The sequence below is a fragment of the Dictyobacter kobayashii genome (assembly GCF_003967555.1).
GTDB classification, from domain to species: Bacteria; Chloroflexota; Ktedonobacteria; order Ktedonobacterales; family Ktedonobacteraceae; genus Dictyobacter; species Dictyobacter kobayashii.
This window is the reverse complement of sequence record NZ_BIFS01000002.1, coordinates 758,970-778,228: the sequence shown is the minus strand read 5'-3', so window position 1 is coordinate 778,228 and position 19,259 is coordinate 758,970. Positions and strand designations below refer to the sequence as shown.

19 protein-coding genes are annotated in these 19,259 nt (G+C 50.2%); 7 read left to right on the top strand and 12 right to left on the bottom strand.

The window, feature by feature from the left end; genetic code table 11:
• Positions 1-48: 48 nt before the first annotated feature.
• On the bottom strand, positions 49-948 hold the full coding sequence (gene atpG / locus EL645_RS30125; protein WP_126555690.1) for an ATP synthase F1 subunit gamma: 900 nt from the start codon (positions 946-948) through the stop codon (positions 49-51).
• Positions 949-1,058: 110 nt separating this feature from the next.
• Between atpG and EL645_RS30120 the strand changes: the two genes are divergently transcribed.
• The 5 genes from EL645_RS30120 to chrA all read left to right on the top strand — a co-directional run bounded on the left by EL645_RS30120 (position 1,059) and on the right by chrA (position 6,433).
• Positions 1,059-1,712 carry a TetR/AcrR family transcriptional regulator gene (locus EL645_RS30120; protein WP_161977814.1) on the top strand — a complete coding sequence of 218 codons (654 nt, stop codon included), beginning with the start codon at positions 1,059-1,061 and terminating at the stop codon, positions 1,710-1,712.
• A gap of 140 nt (positions 1,713-1,852) precedes the next feature.
• A complete protein-coding gene (locus EL645_RS30115; protein WP_126555683.1) occupies positions 1,853-2,260 on the top strand; it encodes a VOC family protein in 408 nt (135 codons plus the stop codon).
• Between the two features lie 654 nt (positions 2,261-2,914).
• Positions 2,915-4,126, top strand: a complete 1,212-nt coding sequence (locus EL645_RS30110) for an MFS transporter (protein ID WP_161977813.1) — start codon at positions 2,915-2,917, stop codon at positions 4,124-4,126.
• A gap of 409 nt (positions 4,127-4,535) precedes the next feature.
• Entirely contained in the window at positions 4,536-4,880 is a 345-nt protein-coding gene (locus EL645_RS30105) for an NUDIX hydrolase (protein ID WP_126555678.1), read from the top strand.
• A 437-nt stretch (positions 4,881-5,317) separates the two neighbouring features.
• Positions 5,318-6,433: a chromate efflux transporter gene (chrA, locus tag EL645_RS30100; RefSeq protein WP_246035629.1), complete on the top strand. Its 1,116-nt coding sequence runs from the start codon at positions 5,318-5,320 to the stop codon at positions 6,431-6,433.
• Positions 6,434-6,513: 80 nt separating this feature from the next.
• On the opposite strand, the gene EL645_RS30095 is transcribed toward chrA, so the two are convergent.
• The 5 genes from EL645_RS30095 to EL645_RS30075 form a co-directional block, all read right to left on the bottom strand.
• Entirely contained in the window at positions 6,514-6,771 is a 258-nt protein-coding gene (locus EL645_RS30095; protein ID WP_126555675.1) for a hypothetical protein, read from the bottom strand.
• 482 nt (positions 6,772-7,253) lie between these two features.
• Complete coding sequence (locus EL645_RS30090) at positions 7,254-7,829, bottom strand: TetR/AcrR family transcriptional regulator (protein ID WP_161977812.1); 576 nt, start codon at positions 7,827-7,829, stop codon at positions 7,254-7,256.
• Between the two features lie 240 nt (positions 7,830-8,069).
• Positions 8,070-8,714: a ThuA domain-containing protein gene (locus EL645_RS30085; protein WP_126555669.1), complete on the bottom strand. Its 645-nt coding sequence runs from the start codon at positions 8,712-8,714 to the stop codon at positions 8,070-8,072.
• Between the two features lie 403 nt (positions 8,715-9,117).
• Positions 9,118-9,759, bottom strand: coding sequence for a thiamine diphosphokinase (locus EL645_RS30080; RefSeq protein ID WP_126555665.1), 642 nt, complete (start codon positions 9,757-9,759; stop codon positions 9,118-9,120).
• 39 nt (positions 9,760-9,798) lie between these two features.
• A complete protein-coding gene (locus EL645_RS30075) occupies positions 9,799-10,650 on the bottom strand; it encodes a HEAT repeat domain-containing protein (RefSeq protein WP_126555662.1) in 852 nt (283 codons plus the stop codon).
• A gap of 372 nt (positions 10,651-11,022) precedes the next feature.
• Here EL645_RS30075 and EL645_RS30070 point away from each other — a divergent pair, with 372 nt between their 5' ends.
• Both EL645_RS30070 and EL645_RS30065 read left to right on the top strand, forming a co-directional pair.
• Positions 11,023-11,673, top strand: coding sequence for a DUF1003 domain-containing protein (locus tag EL645_RS30070; RefSeq protein WP_126555660.1), 651 nt, complete (start codon positions 11,023-11,025; stop codon positions 11,671-11,673).
• A gap of 252 nt (positions 11,674-11,925) precedes the next feature.
• A complete protein-coding gene (locus EL645_RS30065; RefSeq protein WP_126555657.1) occupies positions 11,926-14,070 on the top strand; it encodes a hypothetical protein in 2,145 nt (714 codons plus the stop codon).
• A gap of 217 nt (positions 14,071-14,287) precedes the next feature.
• Here EL645_RS30065 and EL645_RS30060 read toward each other — a convergent pair whose 3' ends face one another.
• The 6 genes from EL645_RS30060 to EL645_RS30040 all read right to left on the bottom strand — a co-directional run bounded on the left by EL645_RS30060 (position 14,288) and on the right by EL645_RS30040 (position 19,224).
• Entirely contained in the window at positions 14,288-15,235 is a 948-nt protein-coding gene (locus EL645_RS30060) for a glycoside hydrolase family 16 protein (RefSeq protein ID WP_161977811.1), read from the bottom strand.
• A gap of 286 nt (positions 15,236-15,521) precedes the next feature.
• A complete protein-coding gene (locus EL645_RS30055; protein ID WP_126555651.1) occupies positions 15,522-16,364 on the bottom strand; it encodes a CHRD domain-containing protein in 843 nt (280 codons plus the stop codon).
• Positions 16,365-16,483: 119 nt separating this feature from the next.
• The gene (locus EL645_RS39685; RefSeq protein ID WP_161977810.1) at positions 16,484-16,636 is read right to left on the bottom strand and encodes a hypothetical protein; all 153 of its coding nucleotides are present in this window, start codon (positions 16,634-16,636) and stop codon (positions 16,484-16,486) included.
• Positions 16,633-17,286, bottom strand: coding sequence for an aminoglycoside adenylyltransferase domain-containing protein (locus EL645_RS30050; protein WP_161977809.1), 654 nt, complete (start codon positions 17,284-17,286; stop codon positions 16,633-16,635). The genes EL645_RS39685 and EL645_RS30050 overlap by 4 nt, the downstream gene beginning before the upstream one ends.
• A gap of 115 nt (positions 17,287-17,401) precedes the next feature.
• A complete protein-coding gene (locus EL645_RS30045) occupies positions 17,402-18,301 on the bottom strand; it encodes a LysR family transcriptional regulator (protein ID WP_126555645.1) in 900 nt (299 codons plus the stop codon).
• A 143-nt stretch (positions 18,302-18,444) separates the two neighbouring features.
• A complete protein-coding gene (locus EL645_RS30040; protein WP_126555642.1) occupies positions 18,445-19,224 on the bottom strand; it encodes an enoyl-CoA hydratase-related protein in 780 nt (259 codons plus the stop codon).
• Positions 19,225-19,259: the final 35 nt, after the last annotated feature.

Below are 19,259 nucleotides of genomic sequence, written 5' to 3'. Positions count from 1 at the left end.
AAGCCCCACATGGACAATTTGTTTTTATAGGCTTTCTCCTCTTTCTGGTTAGCGATCAAACGATTCCGCGCCCGCTACAATTTCGAGTAGCTGCATGGTGATGATTTCTTGACGTGCTTTATTCATGACCAGCGTCAGGTCCTGTACCAGTTCGTTGGCGTTGTCGGTGGCGTTCTTCATCGCGACCATCTGGGCTGATTGCTGGCTGGCGGCGGTCTCCAATAGCGCCTGGTAGATCTGGATGTCTATGTAGCGTGGTAGCAGGGCGGCAAAGATACGTTGCTGGTCTGGCTCGTAGAGATAGTCATCGGCCTGCCTGGACTCACTTTTATCTACCGTAGGCGCTTGAATGGGGAGCAATTGGATGGTCTCGGGCTGTTGTGAGAGGGTACTGACATAGTGTGAGTAGGTGAGCAGTACCAGGTCTACCTCCTGTTTCAGGAAAGCATCTACCGCTATGCGGGCGATCGCTGTGGCATCGCTTAAAGCAGGCCAATCGCCATAATTGGTAAATTCAGCCAGCAGCGGTTGTTCGGTGCGCACAATGAAATCCCGACCACGTTTGCCAACGGCAATAAAGCTGCTGTCCGGCCTGGCTCCCGACCGCATGTGGCTAGTTTGTGCGGACCGCGTCTCGGCCATCGCCTTGCGGTTGATATTGCTTGGCAAGGCGCCACATAAATTGCGATCCGGTGTAATGACGATCATGCATATTACGCGCATCGGACGCTGTTGCAGCAACTCCAATTCTGTGATTTTTTCATCCTCGCTTGTTTGGGCCAGGCGCGCGACCAGCTGCCGCAACTGCTCCGCGTACGGCTGGGATTGCTGTACACGCTCCTGGGCACGGCGCATCTTGCTGCTCGCCACCATCTGCATCGCTTTGGTCATTTTGGCAATATTCTTAATCGATTTAATGCGCCTTCTTAGCTCTCGAACAGAAGACATATAAGCCTCTCCGCTTCTTGAAATACTGAATAGAATTCAAATACTAATTGGTATTTGTACTGTATGGTATCATGATACTAACCAGTATGTCAAGAAAGGATATGGAGTACGTGACACGGAAACGTTTGACGCGTGAAGAGAGTCGGCAGCAGACACGGGAGCGTCTGTTAGAGGCTGCGGCGGCCCTGTTTAGCAGGCAGGGATTTGATGCCACGGCGGTGGATCAGATAGCTGAAGAGGCGGGTTTCTCCAAGGGCGCCGTCTATTCCAACTTTGCCAGCAAGGAAGAATTATTTATGGTCTTGCTGGATCGCCATTTAGAGGCCGAGCTGCAGGGAATGTCTATGGCGGCTCAAATTCAGTCTGCGGGTAGATCCGCTAGCGAGCCCGCCGCTGCGCAGCAGCAGACCTCCTTTGCCACCCTCATAGAAGAGAAGCGCACCTGGAATATCCTGACCTTTGAATTTCTGCTCTATGCGATGCGCCATCCTTCGGCCCAACAGTTGCTGGCTGAGCGTTATCGGGTTGCGCGCGAGCACCTCACCAGATTATTACAAAACACAACCACTGTACAGGGAAAACAGCCAGCCCTGCCAGTCGAGTATGCTGCCTGGGCTCTGATAGGCCTGGGCAGCGGTTTAATGCTCCAGGCCTATCTTGAACCCGGAGCCCTACCTGATGGCTTGTATTCTGCGGTCGTCTCTCGCCTGTTGGGTGGCACCCAGCCTGAGGCCGTTCAAGATCCTTCAATAGTGCCTGATTGAATTCTCAAGTGCATCAAAATAGCTAACATATCCATAAAAACTTGTTATTCTTAACAGAATGCAGTACTCTTCTCATAAGGGCAGATGGCCTTGACAGCCTTGCGACCTCGCAGGACGGTCAATATGAGAAGGAAGTGGCAATGAATCACAACGACAACCAGGAGGCAGTGATGTCCGACTCTTCTGGCGTGGAGTCACACCTGACCAGGCATGGAGGCCTCTCCTACCTGCACATACCTGCCGTTGATGCTCATCAGTCAGCCGACTTTTACGAGCAGGTTTTTGGTTGGAGTATCCACGGACGTGATACCGACCATCCCGGGTTTGATGATGGAAGTGGTTATATCAGCGGCGCGTGGATAACCGATCAAGCAGTATCACACGAACCGGGGTTGTTGCCGTACATCTATGTGGATCGTATCGATGATGCCATCGCACGGATCGAGGCCCAGGGCGGCAAGGTCGTCAAGGCTCCTTATCCCGAAGGAGACCTGTGGGTGGCAACTTTCCGTGATCCCGCTGGCAACGTGCTTGGTCTCTGGCACTAACTTGTTGAGTCGTCTTCATGGCTTTTTCATGTTCGCCCAGAGATCGCAGGGAGTGTACATTCTTTCATGTGTGGAGAGTGTGATGGGCGGCCGCGGCCGTCCATCACACTCCCAACCCGGCGCCGCAGGCGCCAAAGAGGAAAAGTAAAAAGCCCTGAGTTGTCTTTGTCAAAACTTGACTCTAACTGTAAAAATGGGTATGCTTTGACGAGAGCTAATAGAAGTACATCTCTTCTTTTTTGTTTATACAAAGGACTTTTGATGCATAGTATGTTGAAGGTAGAATTCATGCCAGAACAATATTGGTGCATGAATTGCTGTGGGCACTATAAACCTCGTCTTCAGGCCCACGGCCATACTATGCCCTTTTTCAGGTTCAATATCCTGAAGTTATAGCCAACTTTTAAACAAGACTGCTAAAAACAGGGCCGTGGGTGATACCGTATCGATCGCCCACGGCCCTGTTTTTCTGCTTCTACTGGCTAGTTTAAAACATCGTGAGGCGAGCCTGCCGGCTGTCCACGGTGTTTTTCTTTTTGGCTATCCTGGCACGCTCCCTCATCTATATGCATGTCTGAGGAATCAAGCTATGACCTCAAAAGCTGCGCGCTCTTTATTTGTTCGACTATATTATGGAAAGGGATCACAACGCTAATGTTTATCTTGAGTGCCTTGACCCACCGTTCTTTTGCCCTGCTATGGAGCGGGCAAATTATCTCCAGGCTGGGGGATAGCCTTTTTACCATTGCACTGGCCTGGTGGGTCTTACAAAAAACCGGCTCAGCGACGGCCATGGGTATTGTCCTGATCTGCTCGACCATCCCCATGCTCCTCTTCCTTTTGCTGGGAGGCGTTGTAGGAGATCGCTGGCCGCGCGTGCGTCTGATGTTAGGTTCAGACCTTATTCGTGCAGGTGTGGTTATCCTGATCGCTTTCCTGGCCTTTATGCAATGGCTTCAGCTCTGGGAAGTTTTTGTGATGAGCGCCATCTTTGGCACCGTCGAGGCCTTTTTCTATCCCGCCTACACAGCGCTCATCCCTGAGATAGTGCCAGGTGATCTGCTGCCCAACGCTAACTCGCTTAGAAGCATTGGCCTGCAGGCTGCTCAGATCGTTGGCCCGGCCATTGCTGCGGCTATTATCGCCCTGGGAGGAACCTCACTGACCTTCGCCCTGGATGGTGTCTCCTTTCTGTTTTCCGCTGGCTGTGTAGTTGCCCTGCCGCGCGTGGCGGCCCTGCGCAATCCTGCTGAGGTCGAAACTGGCATATTACAAGATCTGCACAAGGGCATTATTACCGTGCTGGCCTCTCCCTGGCTCTGGCTGACATTGCTGATCGCCTGCGTCAGCACCATCTTCCTGGTTGGCCCGGCGGAAGCCGCCCTGCCCTTGCTGGTAAAACAGCGCTTTGGGGCGCAGGTAGGGTACTATGCTTTGTTAACCACCCTTTCCGCGCTTGGCTCTCTGCTTGCAGCCTTCTGGCTGGGACACGTTAAACGGCTGCGCCGGCGCGGGCCACTCACATATGGTGCCTGGTTGCTTGCCAGCTTAATGTTACTGGTCATGGGTCTTCAAATTCCTATAGCCTTAATAGCCCTGGCCTTCTTCGTCCAGGGCATGTCCTTTACCACCCTGGGACTGGCCTGGACGAATTCCCTGCAAGAGTTTGTGCCCTCTGACCTGCTGGGGCGCGTCTCCAGTATCGATATGCTGGTCTCTTCTGGCTTGCTTCCCATTGGCTATGGCCTGGCCGGCATTGCCGCTGATCGATTTGGTGCCGCGCCCATCTTTATTCTCGGAGGAGTCATTGCCGCCTCCATTATCGCCCTGGGTTTGCTACACCCTGCTATTCGCAAGGTAGATTAGCTCCGCAATAAAAAACAAGAATTGTATAAGTTTGAGCACCTCAGCGCTCAAACTTATACAATTCTTGTTTTTTATTGCGGATTTTGCATTTTAAAATTATAACATTGACCTTATGCAACAATATGAATGATAATACATATAGTACAGATCAATGAATATTTGAATAGTGATGTTGATGCCTGGAAGAAATGTGAATTTTAAATATATCCAGGGATGCAAGTGAGGAGAGCGTTATGAAGCAGATCGATATGGTTATAAAGACCGAGCAGAATATCCACTGGCTACCACAGCCTAATGAGGGTCAGCATGTTCTTTCCTCGTCCCTGCCGCCTCTGGATGCAATTTCCACTGCTTTTGTCTTTGCGTTTTCGGGCGAGCAGCTACTTATGAGCCAGCTGGTTCAGCGAGGTTGGGATATTCCCGGGGGCATATCGAGCCTGGTGAGACGCCCGAGGAGGCGGCCCGCCGTGAATTATTTGAGGAGACCGGGGCACGCGTTGGGCCATTGCAACTGTTTGGCTATCAACGTTTGCGCTTGCTGGGTCCCAGGCCTGCAACCTACACCTACCCTTATCCAGATAGCTATCAGGTTTTTTATCTGGCCCGCATCATTACCCTGGAAGATTTTTCCAGCACTTTCGAGACGCATGGGCGCGGACTCTTTGCGCCTGATGATGCTTGCCAGCTTGCCTGGGTGCGGCGGAACCTTGATTTTTATGAAGCTGCCTTACAAGCTCTACAGCAGGGATCTTGACGTATACGTATACGTCAAAAATATTACGCTGATCCCTTTCTATAGCGGACGGAACTGTTAGATAGGAGTGTGGAGTGTGTGTGATGGGCGGCCGCGGCCGCCCATCACACACACTCCACACGGGAAAGAATGTAATCTTATCTCTTGCTTGTGATTACAGCCAGTCCACCAACCATTCCCGCAAGCTATATTAAGACAAGAGCAATAGAGCTTATCTGATTACGTCAGTCAAACTGCTTGTCCTTTCGCTGAACGTCTGTTATAACTTTTGTTTAGATGCAAAATAAAGAGAGCAAGGGAGCGTAGAGACGTTTCATGGAGACTGAAGATAAGCTTTCTCTATCCACTATAGAACAAGCAGAGAAGCGACCACAGGGTACATTCCTGGAAGTGTTGGGCGTTTTCGCTAAACTGGGTCTGACCTCGTTTGGGGGCCGGTGGCGCATCTGGGCTACTTTCGGCAAGAAGTGGTCGTACGCCGTAAGTGGTTGGATGAGCATAACTATGCGGATTTGCTGGCCCTCTGTCAGTTTTTGCCGGGACCTTCGAGTAGTCAGTTAGGGATTGCGCTTGGTATCACGCGGGCGGGCGTCTGGGGCGGTCTGGCGGCCTGGCTGGGTTTTACGTTGCCCTCGGCCATCGCCCTCGTCCTCTTTGCCTATGCCACTACCCTTTTTCATGCCACCGCCGCTACTGGTTGGCTGCATGGATTACTGCTCGCTGCGGTCGCGGTTGTAGCACAGGCCGTATGGGGAATGGCCACCACGCTCTGCCCTGATAAACAACGCGCGACCGTGGCCCTGCTGGCTGCCATTGTTATCTTACTCTGGCCAGTTGCGCTCGCCCAGATTATCATCCTGATCGTGGCTGGCCTGGTGGGTTGGCGCTGGTTAAGTGGAGCATCCCTGGCAAAGCCATCAGACTTGCACATCGCGGTACCACGGCGACTGTCTATTATATGCGCCGTACTCTTTTTTGCATTGTTGCTGGGGCTGCCTCTGGCACGCCTGTTTATACACAACCAGGGGCTGGCCCTGTTCGATACGTTTTTCCGGGTGGGTTCACTGGTATTTGGTGGGGGACATGTGGTCCTGCCATTGCTGCAGCGAGAAGTCGTACCTGCCGGTTGGGTCACCAATGACCAGTTTATTACCGGCTATGCGGCGGCCCAGGCGGTCCCCGGTCCCTTATTTACATTCTCTGCTTACCTGGGAGCGGTCGCGCGACCCACGCCAAATGGCTGGCTGGGAGCAAGCATCGCCCTGGTGGCTATCTTTCTGCCTTCATTTTTCTTTGTAATCGGGATTCTGCCATTCTGGAATCGGCTGCGCATCTATCAACCATTTCAGTCGGCATTGAGAGGTATCAATGCCGCGGTGGTAGGCATCCTGCTGGCTGCCCTCTACCAACCGATCTGGACCAGTGCTATCCATGCGCCGATCGATTTTGCCCTGACGCTGGTCGCCTTTGGTCTACTTGTGATCTGGAAAATCCCACCCTGGGCGGTTGTGCTTATTTCAGCCCTGCTGGGCATAATAATACAATTCCTCTAAGCTCTTCTTCGAAGTTCTGAAGAGCCAGGAAGTAATGAAGTCGAAAGGCTTAGCGAGCAGCTTTAGCGCGTATATCTGCATTACATTTTTAGATAAACGTAATCGGTGAGATTGAAAAGCTGCTCGGTTTTCGTGCCACTGATGGGATCAGTATAACTGAGGAACAGATAATCGCTATCCCGGCGCACCCCCAGGACACGTACCTCTTCCTGCATCACAATAATTACACTGCCACGTTCGATTAATTGTACATTTTTCCAGACATATATTGTCTGCTGGCTTGCGAACAGGAGTTGCTGCTGCTCCTGTTTATTCTGCGGCACTCGCTTCTCTACCATTCATCTCTGCTTTCTGACTTGACATATTATGCTGCCTGCTACAGCATCCCTGGTTGCCAAAGACGGCTTGATGGATAGCATCGGGAAAGCCTGTAATTTTTCCTTTTGGGGCATCACAAAAGGTATAGCGCATTCTCTAACCGTACAGATTTTCCCTTCTTTATATATTATACCAGTTTTTTCATTAAACTACCTCATCCAGTAGAAAAAATCTCCTTTTTGGCCAATTGAAATAGTAGCCAGAGCCCTCTCTATAACTAGAACATTTGTTCTAGTTATAGAGAGGGCTCTGGTAGTGCTTATTGCTCACATGGTATCGGCAATTAGCTGAGCTTAAAACTGGTTTGTATGTTGCCCGACGTTTGCTGTTTGGCTTTATACGTGAATATGAAGGCCAGCAGGAGGGCTAGCGGTGCCCTCTCTCTTTATCTCATATATCCCCGTGGCAAGCGCTTCTCCAGGGCGGCTGAAGCTTTTTGCGCTTATTGTGATTGTTGGCCTTTAGCTAAGAAGGCAGCCTCGCTGGTTGGACGCTCAATTAATTCTTCATAGATGTTGCCCATTAATTCAATTGGATAAGGCATATTATGGTCCAACCACCATTCAATTAAAGCGATACTGGAGGCAACGATATGGTTAGAGGCAATTTCAAGTGGAACTACGCTCCCTGGCCGGGGACCGGTTTCGCTGATCGTAGTGTTAGTGGCGGCTTTAAGTAGTTGCTGGCGCAGGTTATGGGTGCCCAGTAGGGCACGGACGACTTCGTTATGTTCCTGGACATAGCGAAATAATAGCACTCCTGTTGTACTATTTGAGTTGCCAGCCGGGTAAGATGAACGCAGCAAATTGACCAGCTCTATTAACACGACATCCAGCACATCTTTTAGCAGTTCATGCTTATCCTTATAGTGGCGAAAGAAGGTTGCATAACCAATATCAGCACGGTCAGTAATATCGCGAATCGTCACAGCATCAAACCCCTTCTCTAGCGTCAAAGCGATTAATGCCTTGGCCAGAAGATGTTGTGTGCGTTTAACTCTGCGATCCTGCGTGTCCATGTTACTCCCCGTTTGCTTGTATAAATTGTGCGTACTAAGCATACCACATCCATGCATAAAGGGGAATAGGGACATTAATGCCGCCTTGTTTCGCTCATACGTATGAGCGAAACAAGGCGGCATAGGTGTTTGTATCATGTGGTGTAGAACACGATAAAAACGGGGCTCGGGCGCGCCAGCGCAGGTCTACACAGGAGCGATTTGCTTCCCATACCTATGGGAAGCAAACACACCACACGCTTAGCGGCTGGCCCAGAGCATGCCACGTTGCATAATGGTCAAAGCTTCGGGAACATCAAAATCGGTACGCACATGGCCTAAGGATGAATAGAAGACACGGCCTTTGCCCCATTGTTTTTTCCAGGCCACAGGTACAACGCTACCGGCGATCCATTCTGCATATTCTCCACTAAACGTGGTGGTTGCGAGTACTTCAATTTTGGGGTCGATATGCATATAATATTGCTCTGAATGCATATTGAAATCCGATAGGCCGGCGGTAATTGGATCATCGTGATTGGTAATATTGACCTTATAATCGATAATATTGCCGGGATGGGCTACCCACTGGCCGCCGACCATAAATTGATATTCTGTATTGTTGCGATAGGAATCGGCCATACAGCCATGCCATCCAGCGATACCCACGCCATTTTTAACCGCGGAGAGCAGTCCGCGCTCTTGCTCATTAGTAATGGTTCCCATCGTCCAGATCGGCACAATTAGATCCAGTGCCTGCATCTTGGCCTCATCCAGATAGACATCCAGGTTGGTGGCTACTTCTACTTCGTAGCCCTGTTCGCGCAGAAAAGGAGCAAAGAGGGCTGCTCCCTTCTCGGGCTCGTGGCCTTCCCATCCTCCCCAGACAATCAGTGCTGATTTCATGTTGTTTTCCATTCTATCAAGTCAGCGAAAACTTGAAATATAGCCTCGGCTTAGAAAAATAGAGGATGCTAATTTGCCTTACCATCGTCCTCGCTTGTCGTTCATTCGACGCACCATCTGATTGTGGCGATAGCTTGATTGGCATATTGCATCAGTGCTGTACTTTGCGAGAAGTACTTGCTATGCCCATTTAAAAAGTATAGGGTTCGCCTGCTCGTTTGTCAACGAAACAAGATCTATCCCAGGGCTTTTTACTTGTCCTCTTTGGCGTCTGCGGCGCCGGGTTGGGAGTGTGGAGTGTATGTGGTGGGCGTCTGCGGCCGCCCACCACATACACTCCACACATGAAAGAATGTCCACTTCCTTTATAAAACCATGCTATATAAGGATTGTTCAGGAGTAATCAGCTTTTGCTGGTATGGATTAAGAGGAGCATGCCACCTTCAATAGTGACGCTGGCACGATCCTTTTGTAGCTCATTGCTGATACCGCGCGGCGTGCCGAGCCGTAAACTCTCGCCATGCAGTGGATAGGCCAGGTTGGTGGTGGTGATAGTCGTTACCTCGGGGGTGATTGGGAAGAGGGAGAGGAAGTCGCCTGGCTCTCCAATGACCTCGCTCTGGCCGGGACCCTGGAGCAGCCAGCAGGTGGTGGGTCCATCGACGATACGGATGGAGAGCTCTGGAAAACCTGTGAGCAAGAAGACATTGGCCAGTGTATGCTCGAAGCGTTCACCGCCCAATGCGCCCAACAATGTGATAGAGCTGGCGCCTTGCTTTTTTGCTTCCAGCAAGGCCAGCTCCGTATCAGTCTCGTCTTTTTGACTGGGGACGCGTACAATCTGACTTCCCAGCCGCTGCACCTGCTCTAAGTGTTCGCTGGCTAAGGAGTCAAAATCTCCTAAAATCATGGCAGGGATACACCCATACTCTAAAGCTGTGGCCGCCCCACTATCGGCAGCTAAAATCAGATCGGCCGCCTCGATGGCCTGGCGGACAGTCCGGCTCGCATGCAATGTACCACCGGCAAAGATTACAACGTGCATTACCTCTCCCTACATAGAATCTATTTCGTTTTTTTGTGGCTATTTTTGGACAGGCCGACAACTTTCAATGGCTTCCAACAACCTTTTGTAAAGCCATTCATCATTATCATCTGCCCAGGTTAGTTGCAGCTGCTGCAAGATTGGGTAGAGGCGTGGATCACCAATCTCTGCCGCAGCTTCGAGCGCAGCATTACTAATCCAACCCTGTTCTAGATCGGCAATGAGTGGTTCAACCATATGTGGATCGCCTCTCTGTGCCAACCCGACTATAGCTTCACTTCTGGTATTTTCATCAGTATCGTTAAGGCGAGCCAGCAATGCTTCACGAATGGCCAGTGTGTCAAGTTCAATCTGTGATCCCAGCGCAAAGGTTGCCCAATCGCGCACGTCTACATCGATATCTGTAGAGCATTCGATCAATGTTTGAATCGCTAGCTCATCCTCATAACCCATCAAGCCAAAGACCATACCGAAGCGTACCGCTTCATCTGGATGATGCTTCAGACGGGCGAGGGCTTTAATTGCGCGTGGATCATTCCGATGTCCTAATGCCACGGCAACAGACTTCAATACTTCTGACTCTTGCTCTTGTTGGAGCATAGCCAGCAATACTACAAATATTTCTTCATGAAATGGACGCTCAAGTAAGCCTAATTGGCCCAGGATATCGGCCCCTACGCGCCGTTTTTTCGTTTCTGATGAGATGCAGAACTGATGGGCCTGCTCAAAAATGTCACGGTTACCACGCCGCTGCAGCTCTGTGATAGCTTCCCACGCAATTTCATCATCATCATTTAGTGCCAGCAGAAATAATTCTTCATTTGTGCGAGAATCAGTATTTCTTTCTTTGTATTCTTTGTATCCCTCCGGGTGAGCACTAGATCCGTCCATCTTTCCTCCTGAAAGAAGAAAACTATTCGAGCATAAAACTCAGCGGTTAGTCCCTCTAATCAAGAATGTAGCATAGTATCCTTTCCTCTGTCCAGATGGGATGTGCGCTATTCAGGGCTTTTAAAATTTCCTCTTTGGCGCCTACGGCACCGGGTTGGGAGTGTGGAATGTATGTGGTGGGTGGCCACGGCCACCCACCACATACATTCCACACCACACCTTCTCCCTTCCCCGCCGTTGAAGGTGGCAAAATAAAACTTTAAATAGTCCTGATTTATGATTGGTAGAGTATAAAAGGTCAATTGAAACGTTTATTATAACGATTAATCTGTGCTATCTAAGCACAAAAATGGTTAGAGAAAGGACTCAATTATGGATATTATCTCTAAGACGGACGGTGGAAACACAACTATTGAGAAGCATAAACAAATTATCAATACACCTTTTCCTCGTCTCGATGCCACGCAATGGCATTTCCCGAAATTCGCGCATAAGCATTCTCCTATAATCAACGTCAATGAAGCTCAAAGTGAAAATTTGACGCGCGGCGCCAAAATTGCTGATGCCGTGGCTGCTACTGTGGGAAGCTGGCCTTTCATTATTATCCAATCAATTATTTTGCTGGCCTGGATTATCTTAAATGTGGTTGGTTGGATCAAAGCCTGGGACCCGTATCCATTTATTTTATTGAACCTGGCGTTATCGTTTCAGGCGGCTTATGCGGCCCCCTTCGTTATGATGAGCCAGAATCGGCAGGCCCAGAAAGATCGACTGACAGCTGAAAATGATTATCTGACCGACTGTAAAGGCGAAGCGGAGTTGCGCAATGTGATGGAGCACCTGGATCATCAAGATCATATGATCATCGAGTTATTACAGCACATTGAAACTCAGCATGAGCGTATCGAGGCTCTGCATCAAATTATTATCCAGCGTATGGAGCAGATGCCCTCCGAGGTCGTTAAAACCACATTGACAGATATCGAACAAATCCAGCAGGCCGCTCCCGATCAGCAGCAGTAACTCCTGTTAGCATCATTACAGCAGCATAATAAGAACCGGGCCCAGGCATTCCCGGTTCTTATTAGATGTTCTTTTTCTACTTCCTTCTCTCTTCCTTGTGGCTCACAAATGTCAGGTTGCTGTATTACTCAATAGCTCTGCTATTATTGCTTTTGGTTTTTTGCGCCCTTTATACTGAATATGAATTGCCCTGATCGCTCTTTGGGCTGTTTCTGGGGTGGCTATTGAAGTAGAAAGAAAGAGTAATGTGTAATGAAGCAACCAGAGCATACAGAATTCAGATCACCAGGTAGGTATCCCCTGCCACTTATACTGCTGTCTATTTGTATATTATGTCTCTTACTGGTAGGAAGTCAGTTGTTGATGGGGAGTAACCTGCTGCCTCATCCAGTGACTGCTCAGGGTCTGGTCAGAGAGGGACATTTGTCCAGAGTGATTAAAGTTCCAGCCCATCATCACCGTATCTCTGGCAAAAAACAACGTAGCTCCAGACATACAGCTAAACATGTAAAGCAGCAGCGCCATGTCAAGAAACAAAAGAAGCAGACGGTCGCTGGCTCACCCACTGTAACGGTGACGGTTGCTGGCTCGCCCACGGCGACGGTCATAGCAAGCTCGACAGTGACGGCTATCGCCACGCCATTGGTGCCTGCGCCAGATCTTTACCTGCACCTGCTGCGCTTAAGCGAAAGTCACTTAAAAGCTGGTAAGAAGCTGACCTATGTCTTAATTGCTGGCAACAGTGCTGGCGCGGCCAGGATAAGCAAGAAAAATTCTATTGTCATCATGGAGGTTGTGCCATTGGGTTTGACGCACTTGAAAGCCCAGGGCAGACATTGGAAAATTAGCCTCAGCGACACGGTTAGCCCGGCTGTCCTGACTGCCACTTATGATGGGACGTATCCAGTTAAGGCCGATACCACATTGGCACCCATCTTCTTTTCGGGTATGTTGAATGCTGATGCTGAACCTTCTATTACCACCACCGCCTCTATCGATGCGCCGGGTAATACAAATGCGCTTGATAGCACAGCTACAGATACGGCTTTTATCGGTTCTATGTTGCCTGTCACCTTCGCGCCGGTCGCAGATACAACGACACCTACCCCTGGCTCTGCAACACCGACGGTGACAGCAACCCTTGCTGCAACCGCGACAACATCTGTAACCGCAACATCAATGCCGAGCCCAACGCCATCAGTAACCATGACGCCGGTGCCGAGCCCAACGCACGCGGTAACTGTGACGCCAAAACCGAGTCCAACCTTTCCGGTGACCATGACTCCGACGCCAGATCTAATCATCCATCTAACGGCTACCCCAACGGTAAGCGCTATCCCACCTGTAAGTCCTAAGTTCCGGATCTCGATTAGTCGGCCAGGCGCAGCGGCAGGAGATACTTACACTGTTGGGCAGAATGTGAATTATGTGTTGCAGGCTAGTAATATACAGGGAGCAGAGAATCAGATTGTGACCGTGTTGGATATTGCTTCGGTCGGTATCAGCAATATTACTGTCAGGGGTGCGGGCTGGACCATTGGCGTCTCAAATACAGTTGGGCCAGCGGCACTGACGGCTACTTTTAATGGTCCCTATCCGATTGCTGCCGGCACAAATCTGCCACCTATTACTATCAGTGGCACCCTTACCGGTGCCGCCGGGCCATTATTCTCAAACGCTGTAGGTATAACTTCTAGTGATGATCCAGATTCGTCGTCCAATATTAGTATCGATTCTATTGCGGTAAGAACTGCCACTTTAGCGACGGTTACAATCCCAACGGTAATCGAGACCGCAACCCCAACGGTAATCGAGACCGCAACCCCAACGGCCGTAATGACCGCGCTATCAAGCGCGACGCCAGCTGTGACGCCAACCCTGGGGGTGGCGAGCTCACCTACCGTCCAGGCCGCCTCCAACCGGCGTCCAATGGCTGGCTCTCGCCTGGTGCAAGTACGGAGGCCCGACCTGACCATTGTTAATACTAATATATATGGTGATTATGCCTTGGCTCACGGTCTGGTCAATCTCAACCTGGTAGTCGCAAATAAGGGGAATTCCGCTTCGGTAGTACATTCCAACACCATTATTGTTGATGATGTCATTCCACTGGGATTGCGCAACATTCAGGTGAAGGGGAAAAACTGGCACATCACGTTGAGTGATACGATAAGCCCTGCGGTAATCCATGCCCAATATACCGGGCCAGCCACGCTTGAGGCGGACATGGCCTTACCACCGATAGAGATTACCGGCGAGCTCACCGATGATGCCGACCCTATTCTGACCTCCACTGCTATGGTAAGCATTTTGGGCGATATGGAGTCCAGTGAAAATACTGTTTCTGATACCCTCCTGGTACGGAGTACATCATTTAGCAACCAGACAAGCAAATGAGCGCAACAATAAACACGAATTGTGCGTGCGGGACTTGTTACCGCTTTTACCCTCCCTGCTCGAAAAATTAGAAAAAAAGGACGATTTGTATAGGTTCTGTGCTCGTCCCCGAACCTATACGATCGCTGTTATTGTTGTTTTTTCGGGCGGGAGCGGCTAAAGCGAGGGCAAGCCTCGCACGTACAATTCGTGTTTATTGGGTTTTCTCCTCTGGTTGTTAGCCATTGTATTTATATATGTGAACCCAATCTACATCCATCGATACTGGGAAGACTGTGGTGGGATCGGGATCGCCTGTGAAGGCGTCTCCGGAACTGATGGCGATCCCAAACCACATCGGGAAATTGGGAATATCTTTGGTTAATGAGCCTTGATCAATCCCGTCTACCAGAAAACGGATGCGGCCAGGGGTCCATTCATAGGTTAATACGTGGAAGCCGTCGGCGAAACTGCCATGCGCCTGCACCTGGTCAAATGTACCATCGACACCATGATTGGTGCAATAAAGCGTATCTTTATTGACGGGCGGGCTTTCAAATAGATCCACCTGCGCTGCATTTGGTTGCTGGGTGTTGGGCCAGAGGATGGTGTAGGGATCGAGGCCCTTGCCGTATGGTAATCTGACCCGTATTTCGTATTTGCCATAGATCTGAGCCAGGCTAAAAGCGGCCAGGCCACCTGTAGTAATGGCATAGCCGTTGGTGTTTTTACGCTCAGCATTCACGTGCAGGAAACCATTGGATACCTGGACTTCAGCGGGCGAATAGTAGCTCTTGCCACCACCATGCGGACCGTTGTACGTTCCCCATGGAGCATTGAGGGTGGTCCCATTAAAATCATCATTTAATATCAAGGTCCAACTGGCATTATCGCTGGTCACGCCAGTGTTTGCGCTTGCCGTAGGCGGTAGGGTGGTTGGCTTTGCCGCAGGGACTGGCGTTGGAGGTGCGACCGACTTATGTGGGATAAGCTGAATATTTACATCTTTAGTCGTCCTGTTGCCTGCTTGCTGGCTACTGGCGCCGCTGGTCGCCTGGGTTGCGGGTATCGGTGTTACTTTTTGGGTTGAGTGTGAGAATGCTGGATAAATAAATACAGTTGCAACAATCAGTACACACAACACGATTAATCCACCGACAAGTAACAGTCGCTGTTTCTGCTTCACGGCCCTATATTCTCCTTTTTGGATATCTGGGGAGCAGAAGGCAGCGAGAAAATAAGTAAGTAAAAATAAAAGATTCTCTACCCGGCTAAACCGTGCCTGCACATATCCTGTCTGTTCCGCCTCATATAGCATAGCATGTTGATCAGGGCCTGTTCGTATACTTTATTTATTATTAGCAGGAAAGTACTTTATTTAGTTGAAGCGGTGAATTGTATTCGAAGAAGCGAGGTGGCTGCCAGTCGACAATCACCCCGCTTCTTATAGCCTAAGAGCTTGCTACAAACGTCTAACTGGGTACGACATTCCCACACAAGATTGGATTATAACCTGTCTGTGTGGAGAGATTATTTGTGTAGTGGACATTGATATCCCAGCCTGTACTCGGTATGGCTGAGACTCCCTTGAAAGTCATTGTTTTGCTGGCATTGCCAGCGCTGTCAGACTGCAGTGGACTCAAATCGTAGAGTACCTGCATGGTGGCCTGACAGTTGCCGGCATGGATATGGGCGGCGTGCTGCGTATTTGGAGCCAGTCCACTTACATTTAGGGTGACGGTTAGCGTATTATTGTTCACCTGCAAGTGAGCGGTACCCGTGGCATTTTCATTGCCACTCGCTGATGCTCCCAGCGGAGTGTTTACGGTTGTCAGGGCCCTGGGGTTCTGAATGCTTGCGCAGGCGATAGCTGTGTCCTGGGCAGCTGGTTGCAGATTGGGGCCATTGTGGACGATGAGATACCAGCCAGTCGCGGGTATTCCACCTGCCACATTAGGTATGACGGTCGTCGCTGTGCCCTGTCCTACGGCGTTGGCGACCACATTTTGCAGCGGATATTTAATGTTAGCTTCTGAGGATGTGCAGCCTCCTTGATGGATATGGGTAGGATGAGTGCTATTAGGGGCCAGTCCGACCAGGCTGGTGGTAACCGTAAGTGTCTTAGTGTTGGGATTGTAGCTCAATTGAGCGTTCCCGGTGGGACTGTGGAGGAGCTTGACAGTAGCCATTGTGCCTCCAGCCGCCACTGCGGTTCTGGATAGTATGCCCAGGTTAATTGTCAGTATCAATATTGTTACTACTGACATGAGCGCCAGGATGGTCTTCGCTGTTCGAGCCGAATTGTTCAAAAACATACCAACTCCTTATCTCTCATCATGACAATGACACCATCAGGTATTATGTCTGCTTGCTTATGCCAATTGCAATGTCAACAATGGCGTGTTGATATGGAGTGCACATGTTTAATGATTCTTTAAGCTTGCTGCCATTCACGGATGTAATTATCTATATAAGTGCTAAACTTATCCAACTTCTCTTCTTCAAATGCGCGTTCTGCTGAGCGACCTCGATAGATATCCAGCGCTTGTGTGATGATACCTATAAACTCGGCTGGCAAGGTGGTCAATCCATAGATGCCCCTTCATCCTTTGAGTAGATGTGGCTGGCTTGTAGATAGGCATGGACACGGCACGCGTTAAGCAAGAAATAGACGGGAGCGCTCAATTTTTTTTCGCGTGCCTCATTGTAATCAGCGATGATCGTGGCGATGTAGTAATTGGCCGGTACCACAGGAAATATCTGTTGGTGCTCCTGTCCATAAAGAGTGAGGCCACGCTGACGCAAGATGGTTAGATGGGCATCAAGATCGCTATCGGTTGCCTGGTGTTCATTCCAGTGTTGCCAGGCGCCACTATCCAGATCAGCCAGAGTTTTCGCGCGCCAGGTTTCGCTATAATGGAGCTCAAAAGGTAATGGATGTCGATAGGGATTGATCTGTTCGGCGACCAGAAAGCTGATTTCCAGTGGACTGGGCTGTTGCGAGGATTGCAAGATTTGCAGCATGAGCTGGCGTTTCACAAAGACACTCAATGGTTGCTGGGTCACGACCAGCAGATCAATATCGCTGCTTTTGGGATTAAAGCATCCCATGGCTAGCGAGCCATGGAGATAGATGCCGACCAGTTGTGTATCCAGGGTGGTGCGCAGGCCTTCGCAGAGTAAATTTAACTGTACACGGGTGGAAGTAGGGCAGGATGCCCATCCATATTGAGCCAAAATAGTACAGTGTCCTTTCTTTTGGTTTCCCTTTTTTGTATTTTTCGGACCCCTTATATATTGTACTGATATTCGCTTGTTGTGGATGAATAGATATCGGGTATAATAATATTGATCAATATTTATGGATGGAACGTGTTTCTTCGCGTAGAATCCGTATAAATGCTTTAGCGGCATCCGAAAGATCATCAACGCGCTGGTGCTGTATGACCACAAATTCGCGCTGGAGTTCAGGCCTGGGATGGACTGCCAGTTCAACCAATTTTCCGCTTTGCAGTCCATGGCGTGCAAATGAGCGTGTCATAAATGCTACTCCGATCCCACTGCTCAGTAAGTCATAAGCGGTCTGCGGCGGAACTTCAAGCACCGCTTTCTGCGCTGGTGTTAAGCTATGGGCCTGCCAGTAGCGGGCTTCCAGGCTCCAGTCAATCGAGAAAAAAGGATTGCTACTGATCGCCAGTTCAGCTATGCTTACCTGTTTTTGTTGAGTCAGTGGATGGTTGGCGTGGGCCATCGCGATCAATGGTTCCTGTAGCTGTAAAATATTTTGTAGTGCGGGCGAGAAAAAAGGTCCGGTGACAATGCCGAGCTGGACAAAGCCTTCATGCACCATTTCTACAATCTGTTGATTATGACCTGTATGCACCGCGATATCCAGCTCAGGCTGTTCCCTTCGCAGCCGTATGAGCGTGGTAGCGAAAAAGCCGGTGGTCAGTGTCGGAGCGGTGCCTAGCATCAATTGCCCTTTCTTCCCCTGCAATGTATGCTGGGCGGTTTCCAATCCGGTCGTCATCGCCTGTAAAGCCTGGCGCGCATGGGGCGAGAAGTTCTTTCCCAGCACGGTTAACTGTAAACGACTGCCCCCACGAATGAATAGCGCGCCACCTACCTCCTGTTCCAACGCCTGTATACGCAGACTGATCGATGGCTGCGAAATATTCAACCTGCGCGCCGCCTTACTAAAACTTCCCTGTTGGATAATCTGATCAAATGCCTGGAGTTGATTGAGATCCATAAATAGCAGCTTTGCCCTTGTTCAATTATAAATTCCCATCATCATTATAGTGGATAGTATCTTGTGAGGATATGCCTGTAATACAAAGCAAAGAAAGCAACGCGAGACCCATCTGAGTCTCGCGTTGCTGGTAGTTATTCATTTCATTTCGTTCTCTGGTCGAAGTGGGGTTGGCGTTTTTCGAGGAAGGCGTGCATGCCTTCGCTGGCATCGGGTATCTGGGAGGCCGAGGCCATGACGTCCTGGGCATATTCGTAGGCCTGCGGTTGGGGCAGGTCGATCTGGGTATAGAAGGCCTGCTTTCCGATACTGCGGGCGTTGACGCTGTTGTTGCTGGCGGCTCTAAGCAGGCGTAGAGCTTCATTACGCAATTGCTCGACTGCTACCGCGCGGTTTATCAATCCCCAGTCCGCGGCGGTCTGCGCAGTGATCGGATCGCCGGTAAACAACATCTCCAGCGCGCGCTTGTGCCCGATATTGCGACTTAAGGCTACCATTGGAGTTGTGCAGAACCAACCGATTTTAACGCCGGGGGTGGCAAAACTGGCGGTGGTTGCTGCCACCGCCAGGTCACAGGTGGCTACAAGTTGACAGCCTGCCGCTGTGGCCACTCCCTGGACACAGGCCAGCACTGGTTGTGGAATCTCTTGGATCGTATTCATGAGCGTGGTACAGGTTTCTAGCAGACAGCTCATGAACGAGACATCTTGATCTACCATCTCTGAAAGATCATGGCCGGAGCAGAAGACGGCGCCATTGGCCGCCAGCAAAACGCCGCTGGCCTGGCTCTCACCAACCTCGCGAAAGGCACTGGTCAGCTCTTGCATGTGTGCCAGTGAGAGTGCATTGCGCCGCTTGACATTATTCATGGTGACGATGGCTAGATCCTGCTCGTAGCTCAATTCGATCAATTGATAGGACATGGAAAACTCTCCTTATATATGTGGGCGCTCAGCGT